Origin of the sequence: Kitasatospora griseola (genome assembly GCF_044999035.1) — a bacterium.
GTDB classification, from domain to species: domain Bacteria; phylum Actinomycetota; class Actinomycetes; order Streptomycetales; family Streptomycetaceae; genus Kitasatospora; species Kitasatospora griseola.
The window spans coordinates 4,802,543-4,823,729 of sequence record NZ_CP173360.1; the positions used below are offsets into that span (position 1 = coordinate 4,802,543).

Here is a 21,187-nt window from a genome sequence, read left to right on the forward strand (position 1 = left end):
AGTCAGAGCACGCGGCGGGCGGCTGTGCACGCCGAACCGCACCACCCGAAGGGGGAGCACGTGTCCAGGAACCTGCCGGAGGAACTCGCCCCCGCGCTGGCACGGACCGGCCACGCGTGGCCGCAGGCGGACGAGGACGGGCTGCGCCAAGCAGCCGTCCTGTGGCGCGAGTTCGGCTCGGAGGCGGAGGCCCTGGTGCGCCGCGGCAACACGTCCGCGCAGCGGGTGTCGGGGGAGAACTCCGGCGCCGCGGTGGACGCGTTCAGCGCGCACTGGCAGCAGTTCAGCGGCGGCGGTCGCGGCCAGCTGGACGACGCCTCGGCGGCGGCCGGCCTGGTGGCCGGCGCGCTGGACAAGGCGGCCGGTGTGGTCGACCACAGCAAGGCCGAGATCGTCGCGGTGCTGCAGGAGCTGACCGAGAAGATCCGGGCGGCGGACGCGGCCGAGGCGAAGGCGAAGGCGCAGATCGCGCAGGCCGGCAAGGAGATCACCTCCGGGGTCGGCGGCGTGGTCTCCGGACTGGTCTCGGGCGCGGTCGCGGTGGTGAAGGAGGGCGTGGCCGAGGCCGAGGAGCTGGCCGCGGTCGCGGACGCCAAGCGGAAGATCGGCCAGCTGCTGGAGCAGCTGGAGCGGGACATGGCGGAGGCGGCGAAGGCGCTCGCCAAGGAGCCCGCCCTGGTCGCCCTGGAGCGGATCGCCCAGACCGACGGCCGCGGCCTGCACGGCGAGCGGCGCGAGACCTCGATGGCCGCGCGCTCCGGGCAGGTCACCGGCGTGCTGGCGACCTCCGGCGTGGCCCGTTCGGTGGAGGTCGCCGGGGTGGCCGGCGTGCACGCCGAGCTGAAGGCCGACGGCACGGTCAAGACCGACCGGCACGGCAACCCGGTGCTGGTCGGCGACGACGGCCAGCGGGTCAAGGGCGTTGACGGCCTGAAGGTCACTCAGGGCGCGGACGGCACCCAGCAGCTGGTCGGCCCGGACGGCACCCCGATCAGCGGGGTGGCGATGGGCGAGGACGGCAAGCCGCTGCTCAGCAAGGACGGCAAGCCGCTGCTGGTCGGCCTGACCGGCGCGCTGGTCGGCACCGGCATCACGCTGGCCCTCGGCCTGGACGGCCACCCCAAGCTCGGCGACGACGGCCACCCGGTGATGATGGCCGCCAACGGCTCCCCGGTCTCCGGCCTGGTCGCCGACCCGAAGGGCCACCTGCTGATGGGCAGCAACGGCCAGGTCGTCACCGTGAACGCCGACCTGCAGGCGGTCGGCCCGAACGGGCAGATCGTCCAGTTCGGCGCCGACGGCCGCCCGCTCGACCTGCTCGGCCCGGACGGGAAGCCCGTCCCGATCGCCGACAACCAGAACAACGGCCCGTTCGGGGACGGCTCGCACAACAACCACGGGCGCGGCCACGGCGACCAGGGCAACGGCCACGGCCAGCCGGGCAACGGCCACGGCGGCCCGAACGGCCCCGGCAACGCCTCCGGCGCCAACGGCCCGCTGGGCGGCCTCCCGGGCAAGATCCTCGATCCCGTCCTCGACCCGCTGGGCGGCCAGGACCAGGGCCAGTCGCAGTCCGCCCCGGGGGACGGCAACCACCGCGGCAACTCCGGGAACCACGGCAACTCCGGGAACCACGGCAACTCCGGCAACTACGGAAACTCCGGTTACCAGAACAACTCGGCTCCGGTGTACGGCAATTCGCACGCTCCGTCCGGTGGCGGCGGTGGCGGCGGCTCGTACGGCGGCGGTGGCGGCTGGGCCCCGAACGATGCGCCCTCGCCCTCCTCGTCGCACGGCCCGGTGTCGGTGCACGTCGACTCGGTGCTGACGCCGCCCGCGCCGCACCTCCCGCCGGTGGTGGACGGCGGCGACATCTGGTCGTCCGGCGGTGGCGGCGTCCACCGCGGCGGCGACTCCGGTTCGGTGTTCGGCGGCGGTTCGTCCGGCGGCTCCTCGATCCAGCTCGGCCCGGTCGGCGGCGGCGCCCCGTCCGGCGGCGGTCTGCCGGCCGGCGGTCCGGTCGGCGGCGGTGCGGTCGGCGGCGGTGCGGTCGGCGCCGGTCCGGTGGCCGGTGCGGGCCCGGTCGGCGGTGCGTCCGGCGGTGCGGCCGGCGCGGCCGGCGCGGCAGGCGCCCCCGGCGCCCCGGGTGCGGCGGCCGGCGCGTCCGGCGCTCCCGGTGCCGCGGCCGGTGCGGCGGCGGGCACCCCGGGTGCTCCCGGCGCGGCGGCCGGTGCGACCCCCGGCGCGCCCGGTGCGGGCGGGCAGGCCGGTTCGGCGGCCGCCGTGGTCGGTGTCGGCCAGCACGCGGCGGACAACCGTCCGGTGGCGGCCCGGCCGGTGACCGGTCCGGTTCCGCCCGCGGGCGGCGGCGGCATCGGCCAGCAGGCCCCCGGCGGCCCGGTCCGGCACGACCCGCTGCCGGACGGTCGGCGGCACGGCGTCGACGAGTCCGGCGCGCCGCTGCACCAGGCGTCCGCGGCGTGGCTGGTGATCACCGGCGGCGGCCCGGGCGGCGCGGTGCGGCCCGGCTCCGCCGAGCAGACGGTGCGCACGCTCGCCGACAGCCGCCCGTACGGGCTGCCCGGCGGGCTCGGCCCGGTCGATCCCGCGCACCAGGCCGAGGTGGTGCGCCGCACCCCCGGGCCGTACCCGGACCCGATGGTCGGCGAGTGGATCGAGGTCCTCAACGGCGGCGGCCCGGCCGAGAGCGGCCGCGCCAACAACTGCGTGGACGTGGCCCTGTCGGCCGTCGACACACTCGGCGGCGCGCCGACCTGCGCGGCGCCCCGGCTGCCCGACGGCCCGGCCGGCGAGCGCGGCGGCCGCGACCGCGCCGAGCTGGAACTCGGCACCCGGTTCCTCGACCTGGGCGACGGCGACGACGCGCACGGCAAGCTCGGGCAGGCGCTGCTCGCGCACGGCACCGGCACCCGCGCGGTGCTGCTGACCGTCGACGGCTTCGGCCGCTCGCACACCTGGAACGCCGTCAACCACAAGGGCGTGCTCAGCTACCTCGACCACCAGACCGGCTACGCCGCGCCGACCCCGCTCTACCCGGCCGACCACGGCCTGTGGGCGATCGCGGTGGACGCCGCCGACCGGCCGATCGACCTGTCCGCGCCGCTGCCGGTCACCGTCGCCGTCCCGTCCGGGGCGCCCGCCGCGGTGGCCGAGCCGGTGCCGGCCATGGTCGGCGCGCCCGCCGGGGAACCGGCCGCGGACGTCCCGCCCGCGGCGGCGCCGCCGCGCTCCCGTCTCACCATCCACCGCACCACCGGGAGCACCAGCCGATGATCACCCGTGAACAGGCCCTCGCCACTGCCCACCGCTGGGTCAACGGCGACCTCCCGCAGGAGGGTTCACGGCCTGTCAGGTGCCACGAGTTCGACCTCGGCTGGGTGCTCTGGCCGGAGCCCGCGCCGATCCTCACCGACCCGCTCACCGGCGCGCGCCGCGCGCCCGAGGAGATCGGCACGGCCTGCGCCGTGGTCGACCGGGTCAGCGGCGAACTCACCGTCTTCCCGTCCGTCCCGGTGCCCGAGGTGGAGCGGCTCTACCGCGACCGCCTCGGCGCCGGCAGCCACAACCCGGCGCTGCCGCCCGTCACCGGCCCCGGCACCCGGGCCGCGCTGAGCTACCGGGACGACAAGGGCGTCACCCGGTCGCTGGCCGTGCACTCCGCGCACGGCCACCCGCACCCGGCGCTGCGCGCCTGGCAGCAGCTGTCCGCGCAGGGCGTCGCCCTCGACGACCTGGTCGCGCTCCGCACCGACCTGCGGCTGTCGATGCTCCCCGGCGGCTACTGGGAGCACGTCATCGCGGCCCGGCTGCCCGGCGTCCGGATCGAGTTCGAGCAGCCGTACGGGCCGCGCCACGACCACCGGGCGGCCGCCGTCCGGGCGCTGGTCGCCCGTACCGGCCGGACCTACAACCGGGTGCCGTTCCCGCTCGCCGTGCCGCCCGCCCAGCCCGAGGACGAGAACGGCCTCGGGCAGCGGCTGGCCGCCCTGTTCGGCGAGGACGGCACGCACCGCTTCGAGCAGGTCGAGGTGCTCGCCGCCGACCTGCCCGAGCCCGCCGCCCGCGCCCTGCAGCGCACCGGCCTGCCGCGGGTCGTGCCCGGCTTCTTCGCCCTGCACCTGCCGGAGAGCGACGGCATCGCCGAGCAGGCCGGGCCGGTCCTGCCGGACCTCGCCGAGCACCTCGGCGGGCTCGGCCGCGGCCGGCGGGCCACCGCCGCGGCCCGCGCCGCGCTGCTCGGGCAGCGGCTGCTCGGCACCGACGGCTGGGCGCTGTTCACCGTCGACACCGCGCAGGGCCGGATCCGCGCCGTCGACCCCGACACCTGCGAGGCCCGCTACTGCAACACCGACCTGACGGCCTTCACCCGCTGCCTGGCGCTGCTCGCCGAGCGCTACCCGCGTCTGCGCGACCTGCCGCCCGAGCAGGCCGGCCCCGCCGTCGCGGAGTTCCAGTGGGCGCTGGCCGCCCTCGACCGGACGGCGCTGCGCGACCCGGAGAACTGGTGGGCGGTCATCGTCGAACAGCTCTGGGACGGTCTGCTGTGACCCCGCCGCTACCCCTGGCGGTCACCGGTTTGGGCTAGGTTGGACGGTCATGCGACTCGGTGTGCTCGACGTAGGCTCCAACACCGTCCACTTCCTCGTGGTGGACGCCCACCCCGGCGCGGCCCCCCTGCCCGCCTACTCGCACAAGGCGGACCTGCGGCTCGCCGAGCTGCTGGACGCGGACGGGGCGATCGGCGAGATCGGCGTCGAACGGCTGGTCTCCATGGTCGCCTCCTCGCTGCGGGTCGCCGAGGACAAGGGCGTCGTCGACCTGCTGCCGTTCGCCACCTCCGCCGTCCGGGAGGCCGCCAACGGCGAGGAGGTGCTGCGCCGGGTCGAGGACGAGACCGGCGTCGCCCTCACCGTGCTGTCCGGCCAGGACGAGGCCCGGCTGACCTTCCTCGCCGTCCGCCGCTGGTTCGGCTGGTCCTCCGGCCGGCTGCTCAACCTCGACATCGGCGGCGGCTCCCTGGAGATCGCCTGCGGCCTGGACGAGCAGCCCGACGTCGCCACCTCCCTGCCGCTCGGCGCGGGCCGCCTCACCTCCCGCCTCCCGGGCGACGTCGCCGACCCCGGCGACATCCGCGAGTTGCGGCGGTACATCCGCGCCGAGATCGCCGGCACGGTCGGCGACATCGCCCGCCTCGGCGCGCCCGACCACTCGGTGGCCACCTCCAAGACCTTCAAGCAGCTCGCCCGGATGACCGGCGCCGCCCCCGAGGGCGCGGGCGTCCGCGTCCCCCGCAAGCTCACCCGGGCCGGCCTCTCCGCCTGGCTGCCCCGGCTCGCCGCGATGACGCCCGCCGAACGCGCCCGGATCCCCGGCGTCTCGCTCGGCCGCGCCCGCCAGCTGCTGGCCGGCGCGCTGGTCGCGGACGCCGCGATGGACCTGTTCGGTCTGGAGGAGCTGGACATCTGCCCGTGGGCGCTGCGCGAGGGCATCATCCTGCGCCGCCTCGACACCATGGACGGCCAGGACAGCCGGGTCGCGATCGAGGCCTGACCGGCAGTCAGGCCTCAACTCTGCTCTTCCGCTGGGAAATTCGTGTGCGAGCGCTTATGATCCCGGTGATTTCAGGGGGAGAGCACCACACCGGGGGGCCGCGATGCCAGTGCCGTTTGCCGACCGCAGAAGAGCGACGTGGCTGCTGGCCGCGGTCGGGGGCCTGCTGGTCCTCGCCGTGCTGGTGTCGCTGGCGCTGCTGCTGCCGGGGAAGGACGACCCGAAGCCGGTGGCGTCCGGACCCGCCAACGCGTCCGCCGCCGCCTCGCCGTCCGCCACGACGCCCACGCCGACGCCGACCTCCGGCGCCACGCCGAGCCCGTCCGCCTCCGCCACCTCGGGCGCCCCGGAGACCCCCGGCACCGGGGGCACCCCCGACGACCCGGACGGCACGACGGACGACGGGTCCACCGGGTCCACCGGGTCCGGCGGCGGGCGCCGCACCGGCGGCGGGAGCGGGCCCGTGCGGGTCGGCGGCCCCGGCACCCCCGCACCGACCCGGACCCAGACCCCGACTCCGGCGCCCGGGGGCACGCCGGGCCCGTCGCCGTCCGGCTCCGGCTCGCCGACGCCGTCCCCGAGCCCGAGTCCGTCCACCAGCCCGTCCCCGAGCCCGTCCACCAGTCCGTCGCCCAGCCCGTCGCCCTCGGACGGCTCGTGCCCGGACGCGCTGGAGCCCCAGGTCATGGTGACCTGCAATCTCGCCCCGGGCAGGCCGACCCTGTTCCGGCTGCCGGTGTCGCAGGCGCGGGACATGGTGATCGTCCAGGTGTCCAGCAAGCTGTTCGGCATGGTGCCGCGGCTGTTCGGCCCGGACGGCAAGCAGGTGGCCTGCGACGTCTCGCCGGACACCTACAGCTACGGCCCGGCCCGGTGCGTCACGAACGGGGCCGGCACGTACACGCTGCGGCTGTACGACTACGACACGAAGCCCCTCCCGGTCACGCTCTCGTACCTGCCGGTGTTCTCCACCGACAAGTGCGTGGCCCTGAGCGCCGCCGACCGTTCGCTGGGCCGGCCCACCATGTACGACGGCGTGGTGCCGCTCGGCAAGGCGGGCGACTGCTACGCGGGCGACTTCGCCACGGGCGACCTGCTGCGGGTGCTCCACTCCAGCCTGTCCGCCAGTGTGTTCGACGCCACCGGCGCCGAGGTCTGCACCAAGGGCGACTGGTCCGTCCTGGACTGCCGACTGGCCGGCACCGCCCCCTACCGGGTGGTCGTCCAGTACGGCGGCTACTCGGACCGGACGTACCGCCTGGCGCTGTCGCGGCTGTCGGGGCCGGAGGGCTGCCCGGTGGTCGAGCCGCAGGCGTACGGGGTGGCCCCCGACCTGACGGACGTCTCCCGCTGCCGGATTCTGCGGGTGCCCGCCGACGGCCACTACACGTTCCGCGGGACGGGCGAGATCGGCGACAAGTCCGGCGCCCTCTACCGGTCCGATGCCACCCAGCTGTGCCCGGACGGGGAGTGCGACCTCAAGGCCGGCGACTACACCTACACGGTGGCGCCGAGCATCTACGAGATCCCGTACGCGATGGTGCTCCGCTCGGCCACCGACACCCGCGGCTGCACCGTCGGCCGGGACGACCAGATGGCCTCCGGCGCGCCCGTCGAGACCTTCGACGCGGCCGGCCAGGACCGCTGCCGGACCTTGCCGACCGCGTCCGGCGACTCCGTCTTCCTGCGGAACGGGACGGCCAAGGGCGAGACGGTGCGCTACCGCGTGCTGGACGCCGCCGGTGCCGTGCAGTGCCAGGGCAACACCGTGTCCGCCACCTACGACGTGTGCCGGCTGACCGGCGCCGCCCCGTTCCGGCTGGTGCTGACCGCCACCGGCGCGTTCAACTACCGGGTGATGATCCAGCGGGTCGGCGAGACCGCCGGCTGCGTCCCGTGGGCCGGCTCCGAGTACGGCACCGGCAGCGGCACCCGCACCGGCCTGTCCGGGACGCGGGCCGACGGCACGCTGGAGACCTGCTTCACCGTCCCCGCCGACCACCCGGCCGCCGAACTGCTCAACTACCGCCTGGAAGGGTCGCAGTTCGAGTCCGTGCTGCACCTGGTCGACCCGTCCGGCACGGAGTTCTGCCAGATCGTCGCCGGCCGGACCGACGTCTGCCGCCCGCCCGCCGGCCGGCCCTACACCGCGCTGCTGACCTACGGCCGCGCCCTGGGCGGCTACACGCTGGTCCGCCGGGACGCCACCCCGTCCGCGGCCTGCGACCTGCCCGCCTCGTCGGGCAAGGTCGGCGGCCCGGGCGCCGGCGTCGCCTTCGACACCTCCGTCGACGTGCACTGCACCACCTTCGACGCCGCCACCGCGGACCTGCTGAAGGTCGGCGTCCGCACCAACACCGACCAGACGTTCGCCGAGGTGACGGTGGTGGACGCCGAGGGCCGGACGGTGTGCCGGGACTGGAGCACCGAATGCCGGGTCACCGGCTCGACCCGCTACGTCGCGCTGGTGGCCGCCCGCAACCCGGGCGACCGGACCCCGTTCCCGGGCACGCTGGACGTCTGGCGGCTGGCCACCGCCGCCGGCTGGGCACCGGAGTGCGCCGCCCACCCGGTCTCCGCCGACGGCTTCGACCAGCGCGGCGGGGTGCTCACCGACGCCGCGCCGCTGTACTGCGCGGTGCTGGAGATGCGGCCCGGGCAGCGGGTGGACGTCGCCGCGGCCAACGACGACTTCCTCGCCCGGCACGGGCTGACCGTGGCCGGCCGGGAGAACTGGGCCGACGCGGACACCGCCTACACGTGCACGCGGGACGACCCGAACACCGGGATCTCCACCCTCTGCACCTACAACGGCACGACCACCGGGCACGCGGTGCTGCTGTTCACCCCGGGCCGGGCCCACCTGCCGCTCGCGTTCACGCTGCAGGGCGCCCGGCCGGGCACCGGCACCGAACGCTCCGGAGTCCCGCAGTGGACCGGCCCGGCCGTGGCGACCTTCGGCGGCTACGTCGAGATGACCGTCCGCGGTACGGGGCTCAGCCTCAACAGCCAGATCGACCTGCTCCCCGAGAACAACCGGTACGACAACCCGCCGGTGCGCCCGCTGTGGGTGAGCGCGGACGGCACCGAGCTGCACGTCCGGGTCAATCTCGGGTACGCCTACGTCGGCGGCTACGACCTGCTGGTCAGGGGCGCCGCCTACAAGAAGGGCGTCCCGTCGCCCGGCTACCTGCCCAAGGCGTTCCAGGTGGTCAAGGGCTAGCCGCCGGGTCCACGTGCCGCATCGCACACCGGTCGGGATCCCGACGGGGCCGCGCCGTGCGCTTAACCTGGTTCGCGTGGTGGATTCAGCGGACCAGCGAAAGCCGAGGCGCGGCCCCCTGCCGTTGAAGGCGGCGCGGGCGGCCCGCGCGGCGCGGCGGAAGCTGGAGCGGCCGCCGCTGCTGCGCACCACGGACCGGCTGGTGCTGCCGCCGCACCCGGCGCTGCACGTGCCGGACACCAAGGTGGCGCTGTCGACGGCGTCGGTGTACCCGTCGACCACCGAGACGGCGTTCGAACTGGCCTCGCGGCTCGGGTACGACGGCGTCGAGGTGATGGTCTGGAACGACCCGGTGAGCCAGGACGTGGAGGCGCTGCGGCGGCTCTCCGACACCTACGAGGTGCCGATCCTCGCGGTGCACGCCCCGTGCCTGCTGATCACCCAGCGGGTCTGGAGCACCGACCCGTGGACCAAGCTGGTGCGGGCCCGGAAGGCGGCCGAGCGGCTCGGCGCGGACACCGTGGTGGTGCACCCGCCGTTCCGCTGGCAGCGGCAGTACGCCAAGGACTTCGTGGCGGGCATCGACCGGATGGCGGGGGAGACGCCGATCCGGTTCGCGGTGGAGAACATGTACCCGTGGCGCTACCGGGACCGCGAGATGCTGGCCTACGCCCCCGGCTGGGACGTCACCGAGGAGGAGTACCGGCACTTCACCGTCGACCTGTCGCACGCCGCGACCTCGCGGGTGGACGCGCTGGGGCTGGTGGACCGGATGGGGGAGCGGCTGGCGCACGTGCACCTGGCGGACGGCTCCGGGTCCGGCAAGGACGAGCACCTGATCCCGGGGCGCGGCAAGCAGCCGTGCGCGGAGCTGCTGGAGCGCCTGGCCCGGACCGGGTTCGACGGGCACGTGGTGCTGGAGGTCAACACCCGCAAGTCCGGCACCCCGGCCGACCGGGAGGCCGACCTCGCGGAGGCGCTGGCCTTCACCCGTCTGCACCTGGCGGCGGTCCGACCCGCGTCCTGACGCCGCGTCAGTTCGTGAACCGGCGGACATGCCGCCGGACCCGTGCCTAGAGTCGGCCCCATGATCGAACACCGAATGATCACCCGGCGAGCGGCGGGCCCGGCATGATCGGCGCCGACACCCACGTCCGACTGGCCCGACCCTCCCGCGACCTGGCGGCGGCCGAACGCTTCTACGTCGAGGGCCTCGGCCTGTCCGTGCTGTGGCGCACCGCCGAGCGGGTGTCCGGCGAGCACGACCTGCTGATGGTCGGATTCCCGGGCGGCGCCTGGCACTTCGAGCTCGCCGTGGACCCGGAGCACCCGGTCGAGCCGGCCCCCACCGTCGAGGACCTGTTCGTGCTGTACCTGGGCGAGCCGGTGGCCGAGGCGCTGGTCGAGCGCCTGGTCGCGGCGGGCGGCCGCCGGGTGCCCGCGCACAACCCGTACTGGGACGAGTTCGGGGTGACGGTGCTGGATCCGGACGGCTACGGCCTGGTGCTGTGCTCCCGCACCTGGGGATGACGAGAGGACGAACCGATGAGTGACCTGCAGGCCCACGCGAGTTCCTTCGGCGCGGTCGCCGCCGAGTACAACGCGGCCCGCCCGTCCTACCCGGACGCGCTGTTCGACGAGCTGGAGCGGCTGTCCGGTCGCCCGCTGAACGGCGCGGACGTGCTGGACGTCGGCGCCGGCACCGGCATCGCCACCCGGCTGCTGGCCGGCCGCGGCGCCCGGGTGGTGGCGGTCGAACCCAGCGACGGCATGGCCGCGGTGTTCCGCGAGGTCAGCCCCGAACTGCCGGTGGTCAGGGCGGGCGGTGACGAACTGCCGTTCCACGACGCCTCGGTGGACTTCGTCACCTACGCGCAGGCGTTCCACTGGACCGACCCGGAGCGGTCGGTCCCGGAGGCCCTGCGGGTGCTGCGCCCGGGCGGGGCGCTCGCCCTGTGGTGGAACGTCAAGGACTACGAGACCCCGTGGCTGGCCGCCCACCAGGAGCGGATGGCCGCCACCCTGCCCGGCTACCACTACTACGGCGGAGTGATCGCCGGGCCCGAGAAGTTGACCGAGGCGGGTCTGGAGGTGCGGGAGGCCTCGGTGCGCTGGGAGCGGCGGGTGACGGTCGATCAGGTGATCACCGACCTGACCTCCCGTTCGTACGTGGCGGTGCTGGACCCGGAGCGGCGTGCCCCGGTCCTGGCCGCCGAACGGGAGGCGCTGCTCGCCGAGTTCCCGGACGGGCAGCTGGTCGAGCCGTACCGGCTGGACCTGTACGTCGCCCCGAAGCCGTAGCCCGGGGCCCCGGCAGCCGCCCGCGCTGACCGCATCGCGGACACCTGGTCCGGATCGGGGCGGCGCGGGCGTAGGCTCGACGGACCCAGAAAAGTCCCGAAGGAGCGGCTCCGATGCCCCAGCTGAGGTCCAACACGGTCACCCAAGGTCGCAACATGGCGGGCGCGCGCGCCCTTCTGCGCGCCGCGGGCGTAGCCCGCGAGGACTTCGGCAAGCCGATCATCGCGGTCGCCAACTCCTTCACCGAGTTCGTCCCCGGCCACACCCACCTGCAGCCGGTCGGCCGGATCGTCTCCGAGGCGATCAAGCAGGCGGGCGGCATCCCGCGCGAGTTCAACACCATCGCGGTCGACGACGGCATCGCCATGGGCCACGACGGCATGCTGTACTCGCTGCCCTCGCGCGACCTGATCGCCGACTCGGTCGAGTACATGGTCAACGCGCACTGCGCGGACGCGCTGATCTGCATCTCCAACTGCGACAAGATCACCCCGGGCATGCTGATGGCCGCCCTGCGCCTCAACATCCCCACCGTGTTCGTCTCCGGCGGCCCGATGGAGGCCGGCCAGGCCACCCTGGTCGACGGCACCGTCCGCAAGCTGGACCTGGTGGACGCGATCTCCCAGGCGGTGAACGAGCAGGTCTCCGACGCGGACATCTCGATCATCGAGGAGAACGCCTGCCCGACCTGCGGCTCCTGCTCCGGCATGTTCACCGCCAACTCGATGAACTGCCTGACCGAGGCGATCGGCCTGTCGCTGCCCGGCAACGGCTCGGTGCTGGCCACCCACACCTCCCGCCGCGCCCTGTACGAGCAGGCCGGCCGCACGGTCGTGGACATCACCAACCGCTACTACGGCGGCGACGACGCCACCGTCCTGCCGCGCAACATCGCCACCCGCGCCGCGTTCGAGAACGCCATGGCGCTGGACATCGCGATGGGCGGCTCCACCAACACGATCCTGCACCTGCTGGCCGCCGCGCAGGAGGCTAAGGTCGACTTCGACATGCGGGCCATCGACGCGATCTCGCGCAAGGTGCCGTGCCTGTCCAAGGTCGCCCCGAACGGCAAGTACTACATGGAGGACGTGCACCGGGCCGGCGGCATCCCCGCCATCCTCGGCGAGCTGTACCGCGGCGGGCTGCTCAACGAGGAGGTGCACACCGTGCACTCCGACTCGCTCGCCGAGTGGCTCAAGACCTGGGACGTGCGAGGCGGTTCGCCCTCCGCGCAGGCCGTCGAACTGTGGCACGCCGCCCCGGGCTGCGTCCGCTCCGCCGAGGCGTTCAGCCAGTCCGAGCGCTGGGACACCCTGGACACCGACGCGGCCGGCGGCTGCATCCGCAGCGTCGAGCACGCCTACTCGGTCGAGGGCGGCCTGGCCGTGCTGTACGGCAACATCGCCGAGGACGGCTGCGTGGTGAAGACCGCCGGCGTGGACGAGTCGATCTGGCGCTTCCGCGGCAAGGCCGTGGTCTGCGAGTCCCAGGACGAGGCGGTGGAGAAGATCCTCGCCAAGCAGGTCGCCGAGGGCGACGTGGTGGTCATCCGCTACGAGGGCCCCAAGGGCGGCCCGGGCATGCAGGAGATGCTCTACCCGACGTCCTTCCTGAAGGGCCGCGGCCTGGGCAAGGCCTGCGCGCTGATCACCGACGGCCGGTTCTCCGGCGGCACCTCCGGCCTGTCCATCGGCCACGTCTCCCCAGAGGCGGCGTCCGGCGGCGCCATCGCCCTGGTCGAGGACGGCGACCCGATCACCATCGACATCCCGGCCCGCACCATCAACCTCGACGTCTCCTTCGAGGAGCTGCACGAGCGCCGGCTCAAGCTGGAGTCGGGCAGCGGCTACCGCCCGAAGACCCGCGACCGGCAGGTCTCGGCCGCCCTCAAGGCGTACGCGGCGATGGCCACCTCCGCCGACAAGGGCGCCGTCCGGGACGTCAGCAAGCTCGGCTGACACCCCCCGCCCGCCCCCAGCGTGCCGCCCGGGGCGGGCAGCCCGGCGTGGTGATAATCGGACGCGTGAGGACGACCACCACCACCGCCGACGGTGCGCCCGCCCCCGAGCCGATCCGCTTCTTCGGCACCACCTGGGTCGACCGCGACGCCGCCTACTGGCTGCGCCGCGCCCTGGTGTCGCTCGGCGCCCTGGCGGCCACCGCCGCCGGGGCGCTGCTGCTGCGCCTGGGCGTCTCCGGCGTCCGGCTCTCCGCCGCCGCCCCGCTCACCGTGCTGCTGTCCCTCGCCATCGGAATCTGCACCGCCCTGGCAGGCCTGCGCAACTGGAAGATCCTCACCGAGGGCCGGGACTCGCTCACCGGCTGGATGGCCGAGGACAAGGCCCTGGCCGGCGTCTGGCTGGTCGGCTCCGTCGGCGCCCTCGCCGTCTACTTCCTGCGCAGCCTGGTCGAGGCCCCCGGCGAGGGCCTCCGGCGCGCCGTCCACGACCAGCGGACCGCCACCTGGCAGCGCCGCCGGGCCGCCCGGGCGGAACGCGACGCCCGCAAGGCGGCCCGGCGGCGGGCCTGAACGGCCGTCAGGTGCGGCTGGCCGTCCCGCACCTGGTGTCGGTGCTCATCGGACGGCCCCAGTCGTACGGGTCGGTGGTCGGGCCGCCCCCGGGCGAGGCGCTGACGCCCTCGTCGGACCGGTCGGCGCGGAACGACGGCCGCAGGTAGCCGCCGTTGTAGCCGCAGAGCGTGTTGGACCACTCGCTGTTCATGCCGGCGACCCAGACCTTGTCCTTCTTCACCTGGAAGCGCGCCGGGTCGGCGAAGCGGACGTCGACCTTGCGGCGGACGATCTCCCGCTGCACCTCGACCGTCACCGGGTCGGCCTGGATCCAGGCCACCGACTTCGCGCCGGCCGTGCCGGTCGGCTGCCCCCCGCCGTTCGGCACGGGCTTCGCCGACGGCGAGGCCTTGCCGACCTGCGGGCCCGGCTTCAGCGCGTACACGAAGGTGACGTCGGCGTGCACCAGCAGGCCCTGCTCGCCGTCGCCCTCGAAGCTGATCAGACCCTGCACCTTCACCTGGTCGGTCACCGGCACCGCCCACGCCGGGTCGAAGCGGCTCACCCAGTCCGCCGGGTCGTGCTCCTCGCTCGGGTGGGCGAAGTCCGCCGCCAAGCTGTCGGCGGTCTCCCGGCTCAGCAGGTCGATCGCGGCCTGCGGGTACCCGCCCGCCATCACCTTCGGGTCCAGGTTGGTCGCGACCAGGAACGCCTTCGCCAGCTCCAGGTCCTTGGCCACCCGCTCCTGGTCGAACACCCCGACCGCGGCGGCCGGCGGCAGCGCCAGCCCGTCCGCACCGGCCGGCCACGCCTCGGCGGGCGAACCCGCCCACGGCCGCTCCGGCGTCGGCGTCTCCGGGGCCACCTGCGGCGCCCTGCTGCTCGGCACGGCGGTCGCCGGACCCACCGACGGAAGCTCCGAGGACGACGCCTGCGGCTTCCCCTTCGGGTTCCCCTCCGCGACCATCACCGCGATCAGTGCCACCGGCACCAGCAGCGTCAGCAGCGCGTTGCGCACCGGATGCGGCTTCCTGATCTTCGGCGCCTTGGCGGCGGTCTCCGTGGGCGGCCGCCAAGGCCCGTTCTCCGGCGGCGGGTCGTCCTTCCAACGCGCCGTCAACATCCGGGCCCGGCCGGATGATTCGGTGTTCTTCGCCCCCCGGACGAACTCCTCGTCCAGTACCAACCCCTCGAAGGGGTCCCCCTCGTGTCCGGGCTCGCCGCTCTCCGGCCCCGGCCCCTCTTTTCTCGGCACGGCCGGAAGTATGCCGACCACCGCCGACACGCCCGACACCGGGGGCGGAGCTACGCGTCCTTGCGGGCCGCCTTCACCGAACCGACCACACCCGCCACGCCCAGCAGCAGACCCGCGGGCAGCAGCGACGTGAACAGCGCCTCGAACAGGCCCCAGTCGCCCAGCAGCCACAGGTTCAGGGTGTTCGCCAGCCACAGCGCCGCCGACGCCGGAACCGCCGACTGCCACGGGTGCTCCGCCGCCCAGCGCCGAAGCCGCCGGTCCCCGCCCTTGCGCAGCCGGCCGCCGACCGTGCCCACCAGGAAGAAGAAGAACAGCCCGAGGCCCACCGGCCCCGCCAGGATGTCCATCGACCAGTGCCCGGTCACCACGTCCACCGCGAGCGCGGCCCCACCGACCATCGCACCCACCGCCGTCGCCGTCCGCCACGGCCCGAGCGTCGCCGCGGCGACAGCGACCTGACGGTTCTCACGTCCTGACAACTCTCCGTGTCCCATGCCTCCACGGTGCTCCTCGGCCGCCCGGGAATCCAGCACCGGGACCCCTGAAATTCCCCCTACGGGGCGTGACCGCCACACCACGACGCCGGTGTCGGAGGCCTGCGGCAGACTGCTCGGATGACTCCGACTGCGCACGACTACGCCTGGCTCGCCGACTCCCGCTGGTTCGCCTGCTGCCTCCAGGACGGTTACTCCCTCACCCTGGTGCGCGGCCGCACCCCGCAGCAGGTGCTGGAGTCGATCGGCGCCGTCCCGCAGGGCTTCGGCGACGGCGCCGACGACCTGTTCGACTGCCAGGAGGAACTGCGCGAGTGGGTCGACGACCACCAGGACTCCTCGTTCGCCGTCGGCGCCGCCGCCGTCCCCGGCGCCGGCGGCGACTGGACGCTGCTGCTCGCCCTCGACGGCGGCGGCGGAATGCCCCGCCACCTGGCGGTCCTGTCCCGCGGCGGCGCCACCGTCACCCACGACAGCAACGGCGGCAAGCCCATGCACATGTTCCACCACTACCTGGACGGCGAGCTGCGCACCTCCTTCGAACACCCGGCCTCGTCGCACGGCAGCGACCCGCGCGCCCTGGACGCGCTGCTGCACGAGGTCGGTCACCGGGACACCGCCGACACCCTTGAGCGGAAGGCCGTGATCTTCGCGCTCTCCGAACGGCTCACCGGCGTCCGGATCACCGAAGAGACGGTCCGCGACGCCGAGTTCGTGCTCGGCGTGGTGCCCGACGAGGACGACACCGACTGACCGCCCGCAGGGTGGACGCCTGCGCCGCGGCGGCGGCGTTCCGGGGCAAGATGGCGGGCAGGAACCGCAGCGCACGGAGGGCCCCATGAGCAACAGCACCACCGCCGGCCAGAAGATCGCCTTCCTGGGCACCGGAAAGATCGGCGAAGCCCTGCTCTCCGGCCTGCTGCGGGCCGGCGCCGACCCGGCCGACGTCATGGTCACCGCCCGCCGCCCCGAGCGGGCCACCGAGCTCGCCGACCGCTACGGCGTCGCCACCGCGACCAACGCCGAGGCCGCCAAGCTCGCCGACACCCTGATCCTCGCCGTCAAGCCGCAGGACATGGGCACCCTGCTCGACGAACTCGCCGAGCACGTCGCCGCCGACAAGCTGATCGTCTCCGCCGCCGCCGGCATCCCCACCGCCTGGTTCGAGGACCGGCTCGCCCCCGGCACCCCCGTGGTCCGCGTCATGCCCAACACCCCCGTCCTGGTCGACGAGGGCATGAGCGTCATCTCCGGCGGCTCGCACGCCACCGAGGCCCACCTGGAGCGCACCGAGGCGATCTTCCGCTCGGTCGGCAAGGCGCTGCGCGTCCCCGAGAGCCAGCAGGACGCCGCCACCGCGCTGTCCGGCTCCGGGCCCGCCTACTTCTACTTCCTGGTCGAGGCGATGATCGACGCCGGAATCCTGCTCGGCCTGCCCCGCCAGGTCGCCCACGAGCTGATCGTGCAGTCCGCGATCGGCGCCTCGGTGATGCTCCGCGACTCCGGCGAGCACCCCGTAAAGCTGCGCGAGGCCGTCACCTCCCCGGCCGGCACCACCATCGCGGCCATCCGCGAGCTGGAGAACCACGGCGTCCGGGCCGCCCTGCTCGGCGCCCTCGAAGCCGCCCGGGACCGCTCCCGGGAACTGGCCACCGGCGGAAAGTAGTCTGGAGCAACGTGAGTTACGACCTGCTGATTCTCGACAACGACGGCGTCCTGGTGGACAGCGAGCCGATAGCCAACCGGGTGCTCGCCGAGTACCTCACCGAGCTCGGCTTCCCCACCACCGTCGAGGACTCCTACCGCGACTTCATGGGCACCGCCGCGCACCACGTCCACGACGTGATCGCCGAACGGCACGGGGCCACCCTCCCCGAGGGCTTCGACGACCTGTTCCACGACCGGGTGTTCGCCGCGTTCGAGAGCGAACTCCGGCCCGTGCCCGGCGCCGAGAAGTTCCTGACCCACCTCCAGGAGCACGGCGTCCGCTACTGCGTCGCCTCCTCCGCCCACCACTCCTGGATCCGCACCGCGCACCGGCTCACCGGCCTGTCCCGCCACTTCACCGACGACCTGCTGTTCTCCGCCCAGGACGTCGGCATCGGCAAGCCCGCCCCCGACCTGTTCCTGCACGCCGCCCGCACCATGGGCGCCGACCCGGCCCGCTGCCTGGTCCTGGAGGACAGCGCCAACGGCGTCCTCGCCGCCCGCGCCGCCGGAATGGACGTGTACGGGTACACCGCGCTCACCGACCCGGAGAAGCTCGACGCCGCCGGAGCCACCGGCCTCTACGCCGATCTGGAGCGGGCGGTCGACCTCCTGAACTGATCGCGCCCGACCCCTCCCGCCGACGCCGCCCACCCCCTACGCTCTGGCCAACATCCTTCGTACCGGCCGGTAGCGTCGGTGGTGAGCGAGGTCCCGATGCAGGACACGGCCACGGCCGAACCCACCCCGAGACTCCGGCAGGCCCGCGCCGCGCTGACCCTCTCGTTCCTCCTCCAGGGCAACACCTTCGCCCTGCTGGTCACCTGCATACCCGAGATCCAGAAGCGCTACGGACTCAGCGACTCCCTGCTGCCGGTCTTCCTGGCCGCCGTCCCGATCCTGGCCGGCGTCGGTTCCATCGGCTCCGAGACGCTGGTCAAGCGGACCACCGCCCGCGGCGTCCTGCGCGTGGTCCAGCCCGCCCTCTGCCTCACCCTCGGACTCACCGGCCTCGGCGACCAGCTCTGGCAACTCGCCATCGCCCTCGGCCTGTTCGGCCTCCTGGTCGGCGCCCTCGACGCCTCCATGAACATGCTCGGCGTCGGCCTCCAGCACCGCTACGGCCGCAGCATCATGATCGGCTTCCACGCCGCGTTCAGCCTCGGCGGCATCGCCGGCGCCGCCCTCGCCGGCCTCGCCGCCCACTACGACGCCGGCCTGCCCACCCTCTTCGGCGGCGCCGCGATCGTCCTCGCCCCCGCCGCGCTGCTGGTCGGCCGCCGCTTCGCCGGCCCGGCCGAACTCGGCGACGCCGTCCGGGAAGCCGCCGAACTCGCCGCCCGCCGCATCCCCTGGCGCCCGCTGCTGCCGCTGTGCGCCGCGATGGCCTTCGCCTACATCGCCGACGCCTCGGTCTCCAACTACAGCGTCAAGTACCTCACCGACGGCCTCGGCAGCCGCGAGGACCTCGCCAAGCTCTCCTACCTCGGCTACATGGTCGCCATGCTGCTCGGCCGCGCCGTCGGCGACCGCGCCGTCCAGCGCTTCGGCGCGATCCCCGTCGTCCGCACCGGCGCGAGCCTGGCCGGCGCCGGCTTCCTGCTCGCCGCCACCGCCCCCGGCGCCTGGGCCGGCATCCTCGGCTTCACCGTCCTCGGCTTCGGCATCTGCGCGATCATCCCCCAGGTCTTCGCCGCCGGCGGCCGCCTCCTCCCGCACGCGAGCGACGCCGCCGTCGCCCGCCTCAACCTCTTCAACTACGTCGGCTTCCTGATCGGCTCCCCCCTCGTCGGCACCCTCGCCGAACTCTCCGACTACCGCTGGGCCTTCGGCGCCCCCATGCTCATGATCCTGGCGATCATCCCGCTGGCCCCCCACTTCGAGGGCGCGAAGCCAGGGGCGCGGGAGACTGCGCGAAGCGGTAGGCAGCCAGTGGCAGGACCGCGTCGCACACCATGACCTGCGCCCGGGTGCGCCGCTGCCGGATACCGTGTGCCCATGGCAGAAACTTGCGGACTGCACCTCTACTGGGACGAAGCCGAAACCGGCTACGACTTCGGACCGGGCCACCCCATGGACCCGACCCGTCTCGCCCTGACGATGCGTCTGATCGAGTCCCTCGGCCTCGCCGAGCAGCCCTCCGTGACCGTCCGTTCCGCCCCCGCCGCCGGCGACTCCACGCTCCGCCTGGTGCACACCGCCGACTACCTGGCGGCCGTGAAGCGCGCCGCCGCCGACCCGTCCGGCACCGACCCCGTGCACGGCCTGGGCACCGACGACAACTGGTCGTTCCCGGGCCTGCACACCGCCTCCGCGCTGATCGCCGGCCAGTCGGTGGCCGCCGCCGAGGCGGTGTGGCGCGGGCAGACCCCGCACGCCGTCAACTTCGCCGGCGGGCTGCACCACGCGATGCCCGGCCAGGCGTCCGGGTTCTGCATCTACAACGACCCGGCCCTCGCCATCGCCCGCCTGCTGGAACTGGGCGCGGAACGGGTCGCCTACATCGACGTGGACGTCCACCACGGCGACGGCGTCCAGCAGGCGTTCTGGAACGACCCCCGGGTGCTCACCGTCTCCGTGCACGAGAGCCCCAGCACCCTGTTCCCGCAGACCGGTTGGGCCACCGAGACCGGCGGCCCGGACGCCGAGGGCTCCGCCGCGAACCTGGCGCTGCCCGCCGGCACCGGCGACGCCGGCTGGCTGCGGGCCTTCCACGCCCTCGTCCCCGAACTGCTGGCCGCGTTCCGCCCGCAGGTGATAGTCAGTCAGCACGGCGCGGACACCCACATCGAGGACCCGCTCGCCCACCTCGCCGTCACCGTCGACGCCCAGCGCCTGATCGCCGAGTCGGTGCACCGCCTCGCCCACCAGTACGCCGACGGCCGCTGGGTGGCCACCGGCGGCGGCGGGTACGCGGTGGTCGACGTGGTGCCCCGCACCTGGACGCACCTGGTGGCCACCGCCGCCGGCCACCCCGTCGACCCGGCCACCGAGACCCCCGAGGAGTGGCGCGCCGAGGTCTACCGGCTGACCCGCCGCCCCGCCCCGCTGCGGATGACCGACGGCGCCGACCCCGACTGGGCGGACTTCCACGACGGCGGCTACGACCCCGCCGACCGGCTCGACCAGGCGATCCTGGCCACCCGCCGCGCCGTCCTCCCGCACCACGGACTGCTCCCGTGACCGCGACCGCGTCCGCGCTCGCGACCGCCCGCGAGGACCTCCGCGCCCACCTGCTGAAGCACCGCCTGGCCGGCCCCGACGTGCCCACCCCCCGGCAGAACAACCTGCGGCACTACCGGCTGTTCGCCCAGGGCGACCCCAAGGCGCTGATGGGCCTCGCCCCGGAGCCCCGCCGCGACCAGGACGCGGTGCTGCGGCTGATGGCCGAACGGGTCGGCGTCGACCCCGACCCCCGGTACACCGAGGGCCCCGACACCATCGACCCCGAACTCACCCTCGCCGCGCTGGACCGCCTCGCCGCGCTGCTGCGCCGCACCGCCGACCGCCGCGGCAGCGTGCTGGCCGGCACCGGGCACCCGACCAAACTGGCCGGCTTCCACGGGGCGCTCGTAAGGGCGCTCGAAGCGGCGGGCTGCCCCGTGCACACCCCTGCGCGGGGCGTGCGCTTCCGTGAGCCCACCCCGGAGGGTGACCGCCCCCGTTACCTCGACGCGGTCGACCGGGTGCTGGTGATGCGCGCCCTGGACGGCCCCGAACGCCCCGGCCGGCCGGGCCCGGGCGACCTCGCCCACACCCACTCCGCGCTGCCCGTCCAACTGGCCGTGGCCGCCCTCGCCGACGCCGGGCACCGCCCTCCCGACCTGGTCCTGGGCGACCACGGCTGGCTGTGCGGCGCCGGCCGCCTCGGCATCCCGGCCGGCGGGATCGCCGACTGCAACGACGTCGCCCCGTTCGCCGCCGAGGCGGACGGTCTGGTCCGGGTGGTCGTCCCGCTGGAGGACGGCTCCGCCCCGGCCTGCTACCGCCCGTTGAGCGACTACGTACTGCAACGGGCGGATCTCGCACCGTACAACAGTTGACGGCCACCCCCTTCCCACCCGTACCACCCATAACTACTCTGGGGATACACGTGTGCCGGTGGAGTCACCGGAGGGGAA

General features: G+C 74.5%; 17 protein-coding genes. 15 read left to right on the top strand and 2 right to left on the bottom strand.

What is annotated here, in order from left to right; translation table 11 throughout:
• Window positions 1–60 precede the first annotated feature (60 nt).
• From ACI1MP_RS21825 to ACI1MP_RS21865, 9 genes are all read left to right on the top strand, one after another.
• Window positions 61–3,294, top strand: coding sequence for a toxin glutamine deamidase domain-containing protein (locus tag ACI1MP_RS21825; protein WP_404869294.1), 3,234 nt, complete (start codon window positions 61–63; stop codon window positions 3,292–3,294).
• Complete coding sequence (locus ACI1MP_RS21830; RefSeq protein WP_380334246.1) at window positions 3,291–4,568, top strand: SUKH-4 family immunity protein; 1,278 nt, start codon at window positions 3,291–3,293, stop codon at window positions 4,566–4,568. Before ACI1MP_RS21825 ends, ACI1MP_RS21830 begins: the two co-directional genes overlap by 4 nt.
• 49 nt (window positions 4,569–4,617) lie before the next feature.
• Entirely contained in the window at window positions 4,618–5,571 is a 954-nt protein-coding gene (locus ACI1MP_RS21835; protein WP_100587082.1) for a Ppx/GppA phosphatase family protein, read from the top strand.
• A gap of 103 nt (window positions 5,572–5,674) precedes the next feature.
• The gene (locus tag ACI1MP_RS21840; RefSeq protein WP_404869295.1) at window positions 5,675–8,794 is read left to right on the top strand and encodes a hypothetical protein; all 3,120 of its coding nucleotides are present in this window, start codon (window positions 5,675–5,677) and stop codon (window positions 8,792–8,794) included.
• 199 nt (window positions 8,795–8,993) lie between these two features.
• Complete coding sequence (locus ACI1MP_RS21845; protein ID WP_380334712.1) at window positions 8,994–9,821, top strand: sugar phosphate isomerase/epimerase family protein; 828 nt, start codon at window positions 8,994–8,996, stop codon at window positions 9,819–9,821.
• 104 nt (window positions 9,822–9,925) lie between these two features.
• Window positions 9,926–10,324: a VOC family protein gene (locus ACI1MP_RS21850; protein WP_380334253.1), complete on the top strand. Its 399-nt coding sequence runs from the start codon at window positions 9,926–9,928 to the stop codon at window positions 10,322–10,324.
• Between the two features lie 15 nt (window positions 10,325–10,339).
• On the top strand, window positions 10,340–11,095 hold the full coding sequence (locus tag ACI1MP_RS21855; RefSeq protein ID WP_100587085.1) for a class I SAM-dependent methyltransferase: 756 nt from the start codon (window positions 10,340–10,342) through the stop codon (window positions 11,093–11,095).
• Between the two features lie 113 nt (window positions 11,096–11,208).
• Entirely contained in the window at window positions 11,209–13,053 is a 1,845-nt protein-coding gene (ilvD, locus tag ACI1MP_RS21860; RefSeq protein WP_404869296.1) for a dihydroxy-acid dehydratase, read from the top strand.
• 65 nt (window positions 13,054–13,118) lie between these two features.
• On the top strand, window positions 13,119–13,625 hold the full coding sequence (locus ACI1MP_RS21865; RefSeq protein WP_404869297.1) for a hypothetical protein: 507 nt from the start codon (window positions 13,119–13,121) through the stop codon (window positions 13,623–13,625).
• 7 nt (window positions 13,626–13,632) lie between these two features.
• On the opposite strand, the gene ACI1MP_RS21870 is transcribed toward ACI1MP_RS21865, so the two are convergent.
• Together ACI1MP_RS21870 and ACI1MP_RS21875 are read right to left on the bottom strand one after the other, a co-directional pair.
• Window positions 13,633–14,862 (bottom strand): hypothetical protein, encoded by a 1,230-nt coding sequence (locus ACI1MP_RS21870; protein ID WP_404869298.1) that lies wholly within the window; start codon window positions 14,860–14,862, stop codon window positions 13,633–13,635.
• Window positions 14,863–14,912: 50 nt separating this feature from the next.
• Window positions 14,913–15,359, bottom strand: coding sequence for a hypothetical protein (locus ACI1MP_RS21875; protein WP_404869299.1), 447 nt, complete (start codon window positions 15,357–15,359; stop codon window positions 14,913–14,915).
• Between the two features lie 120 nt (window positions 15,360–15,479).
• Between ACI1MP_RS21875 and ACI1MP_RS21880 the strand changes: the two genes are divergently transcribed.
• The 6 genes from ACI1MP_RS21880 to ACI1MP_RS21905 all read left to right on the top strand — a co-directional run bounded on the left by ACI1MP_RS21880 (window position 15,480) and on the right by ACI1MP_RS21905 (window position 21,109).
• Window positions 15,480–16,112 carry a DUF6461 domain-containing protein gene (locus tag ACI1MP_RS21880; protein WP_380334267.1) on the top strand — a complete coding sequence of 211 codons (633 nt, stop codon included), beginning with the start codon at window positions 15,480–15,482 and terminating at the stop codon, window positions 16,110–16,112.
• 85 nt (window positions 16,113–16,197) lie between these two features.
• A complete protein-coding gene (gene proC / locus ACI1MP_RS21885) occupies window positions 16,198–17,025 on the top strand; it encodes a pyrroline-5-carboxylate reductase (RefSeq protein ID WP_189271548.1) in 828 nt (275 codons plus the stop codon).
• An 11-nt stretch (window positions 17,026–17,036) separates the two neighbouring features.
• Window positions 17,037–17,687 (top strand): HAD family hydrolase, encoded by a 651-nt coding sequence (locus tag ACI1MP_RS21890; RefSeq protein WP_404869300.1) that lies wholly within the window; start codon window positions 17,037–17,039, stop codon window positions 17,685–17,687.
• A gap of 96 nt (window positions 17,688–17,783) precedes the next feature.
• Window positions 17,784–19,025 (top strand): MFS transporter, encoded by a 1,242-nt coding sequence (locus ACI1MP_RS21895; protein ID WP_404869301.1) that lies wholly within the window; start codon window positions 17,784–17,786, stop codon window positions 19,023–19,025.
• A gap of 39 nt (window positions 19,026–19,064) precedes the next feature.
• A complete protein-coding gene (locus tag ACI1MP_RS21900; protein WP_387993819.1) occupies window positions 19,065–20,249 on the top strand; it encodes an acetoin utilization protein AcuC in 1,185 nt (394 codons plus the stop codon).
• Complete coding sequence (locus ACI1MP_RS21905) at window positions 20,246–21,109, top strand: phosphatase (protein ID WP_380334280.1); 864 nt, start codon at window positions 20,246–20,248, stop codon at window positions 21,107–21,109. The genes ACI1MP_RS21900 and ACI1MP_RS21905 overlap by 4 nt, the downstream gene beginning before the upstream one ends.
• Window positions 21,110–21,187: the final 78 nt, after the last annotated feature.

Coding starts and splice junctions, on each gene's coding strand:
- ACI1MP_RS21840 (WP_404869295.1), top strand. CDS start 5,675: ATGCCAGTGCCGTTTGCCGACCGCAGAAGAGCGACGTGGCTGCTGGCC.
- ACI1MP_RS21880 (WP_380334267.1), top strand. CDS start 15,480: ATGACTCCGACTGCGCACGACTACGCCTGGCTCGCCGACTCCCGCTGG.
- ACI1MP_RS21895 (WP_404869301.1), top strand. CDS start 17,784: ATGCAGGACACGGCCACGGCCGAACCCACCCCGAGACTCCGGCAGGCC.
- ilvD (WP_404869296.1), top strand. CDS start 11,209: ATGCCCCAGCTGAGGTCCAACACGGTCACCCAAGGTCGCAACATGGCG.
- ACI1MP_RS21875 (WP_404869299.1), bottom strand. CDS start 15,359: ATGGGACACGGAGAGTTGTCAGGACGTGAGAACCGTCAGGTCGCTGTC.
- ACI1MP_RS21855 (WP_100587085.1), top strand. CDS start 10,340: ATGAGTGACCTGCAGGCCCACGCGAGTTCCTTCGGCGCGGTCGCCGCC.
- ACI1MP_RS21900 (WP_387993819.1), top strand. CDS start 19,065: ATGGCAGAAACTTGCGGACTGCACCTCTACTGGGACGAAGCCGAAACC.
- ACI1MP_RS21850 (WP_380334253.1), top strand. CDS start 9,926: ATGATCGGCGCCGACACCCACGTCCGACTGGCCCGACCCTCCCGCGAC.
- ACI1MP_RS21830 (WP_380334246.1), top strand. CDS start 3,291: ATGATCACCCGTGAACAGGCCCTCGCCACTGCCCACCGCTGGGTCAAC.
- proC (WP_189271548.1), top strand. CDS start 16,198: ATGAGCAACAGCACCACCGCCGGCCAGAAGATCGCCTTCCTGGGCACC.
- ACI1MP_RS21835 (WP_100587082.1), top strand. CDS start 4,618: ATGCGACTCGGTGTGCTCGACGTAGGCTCCAACACCGTCCACTTCCTC.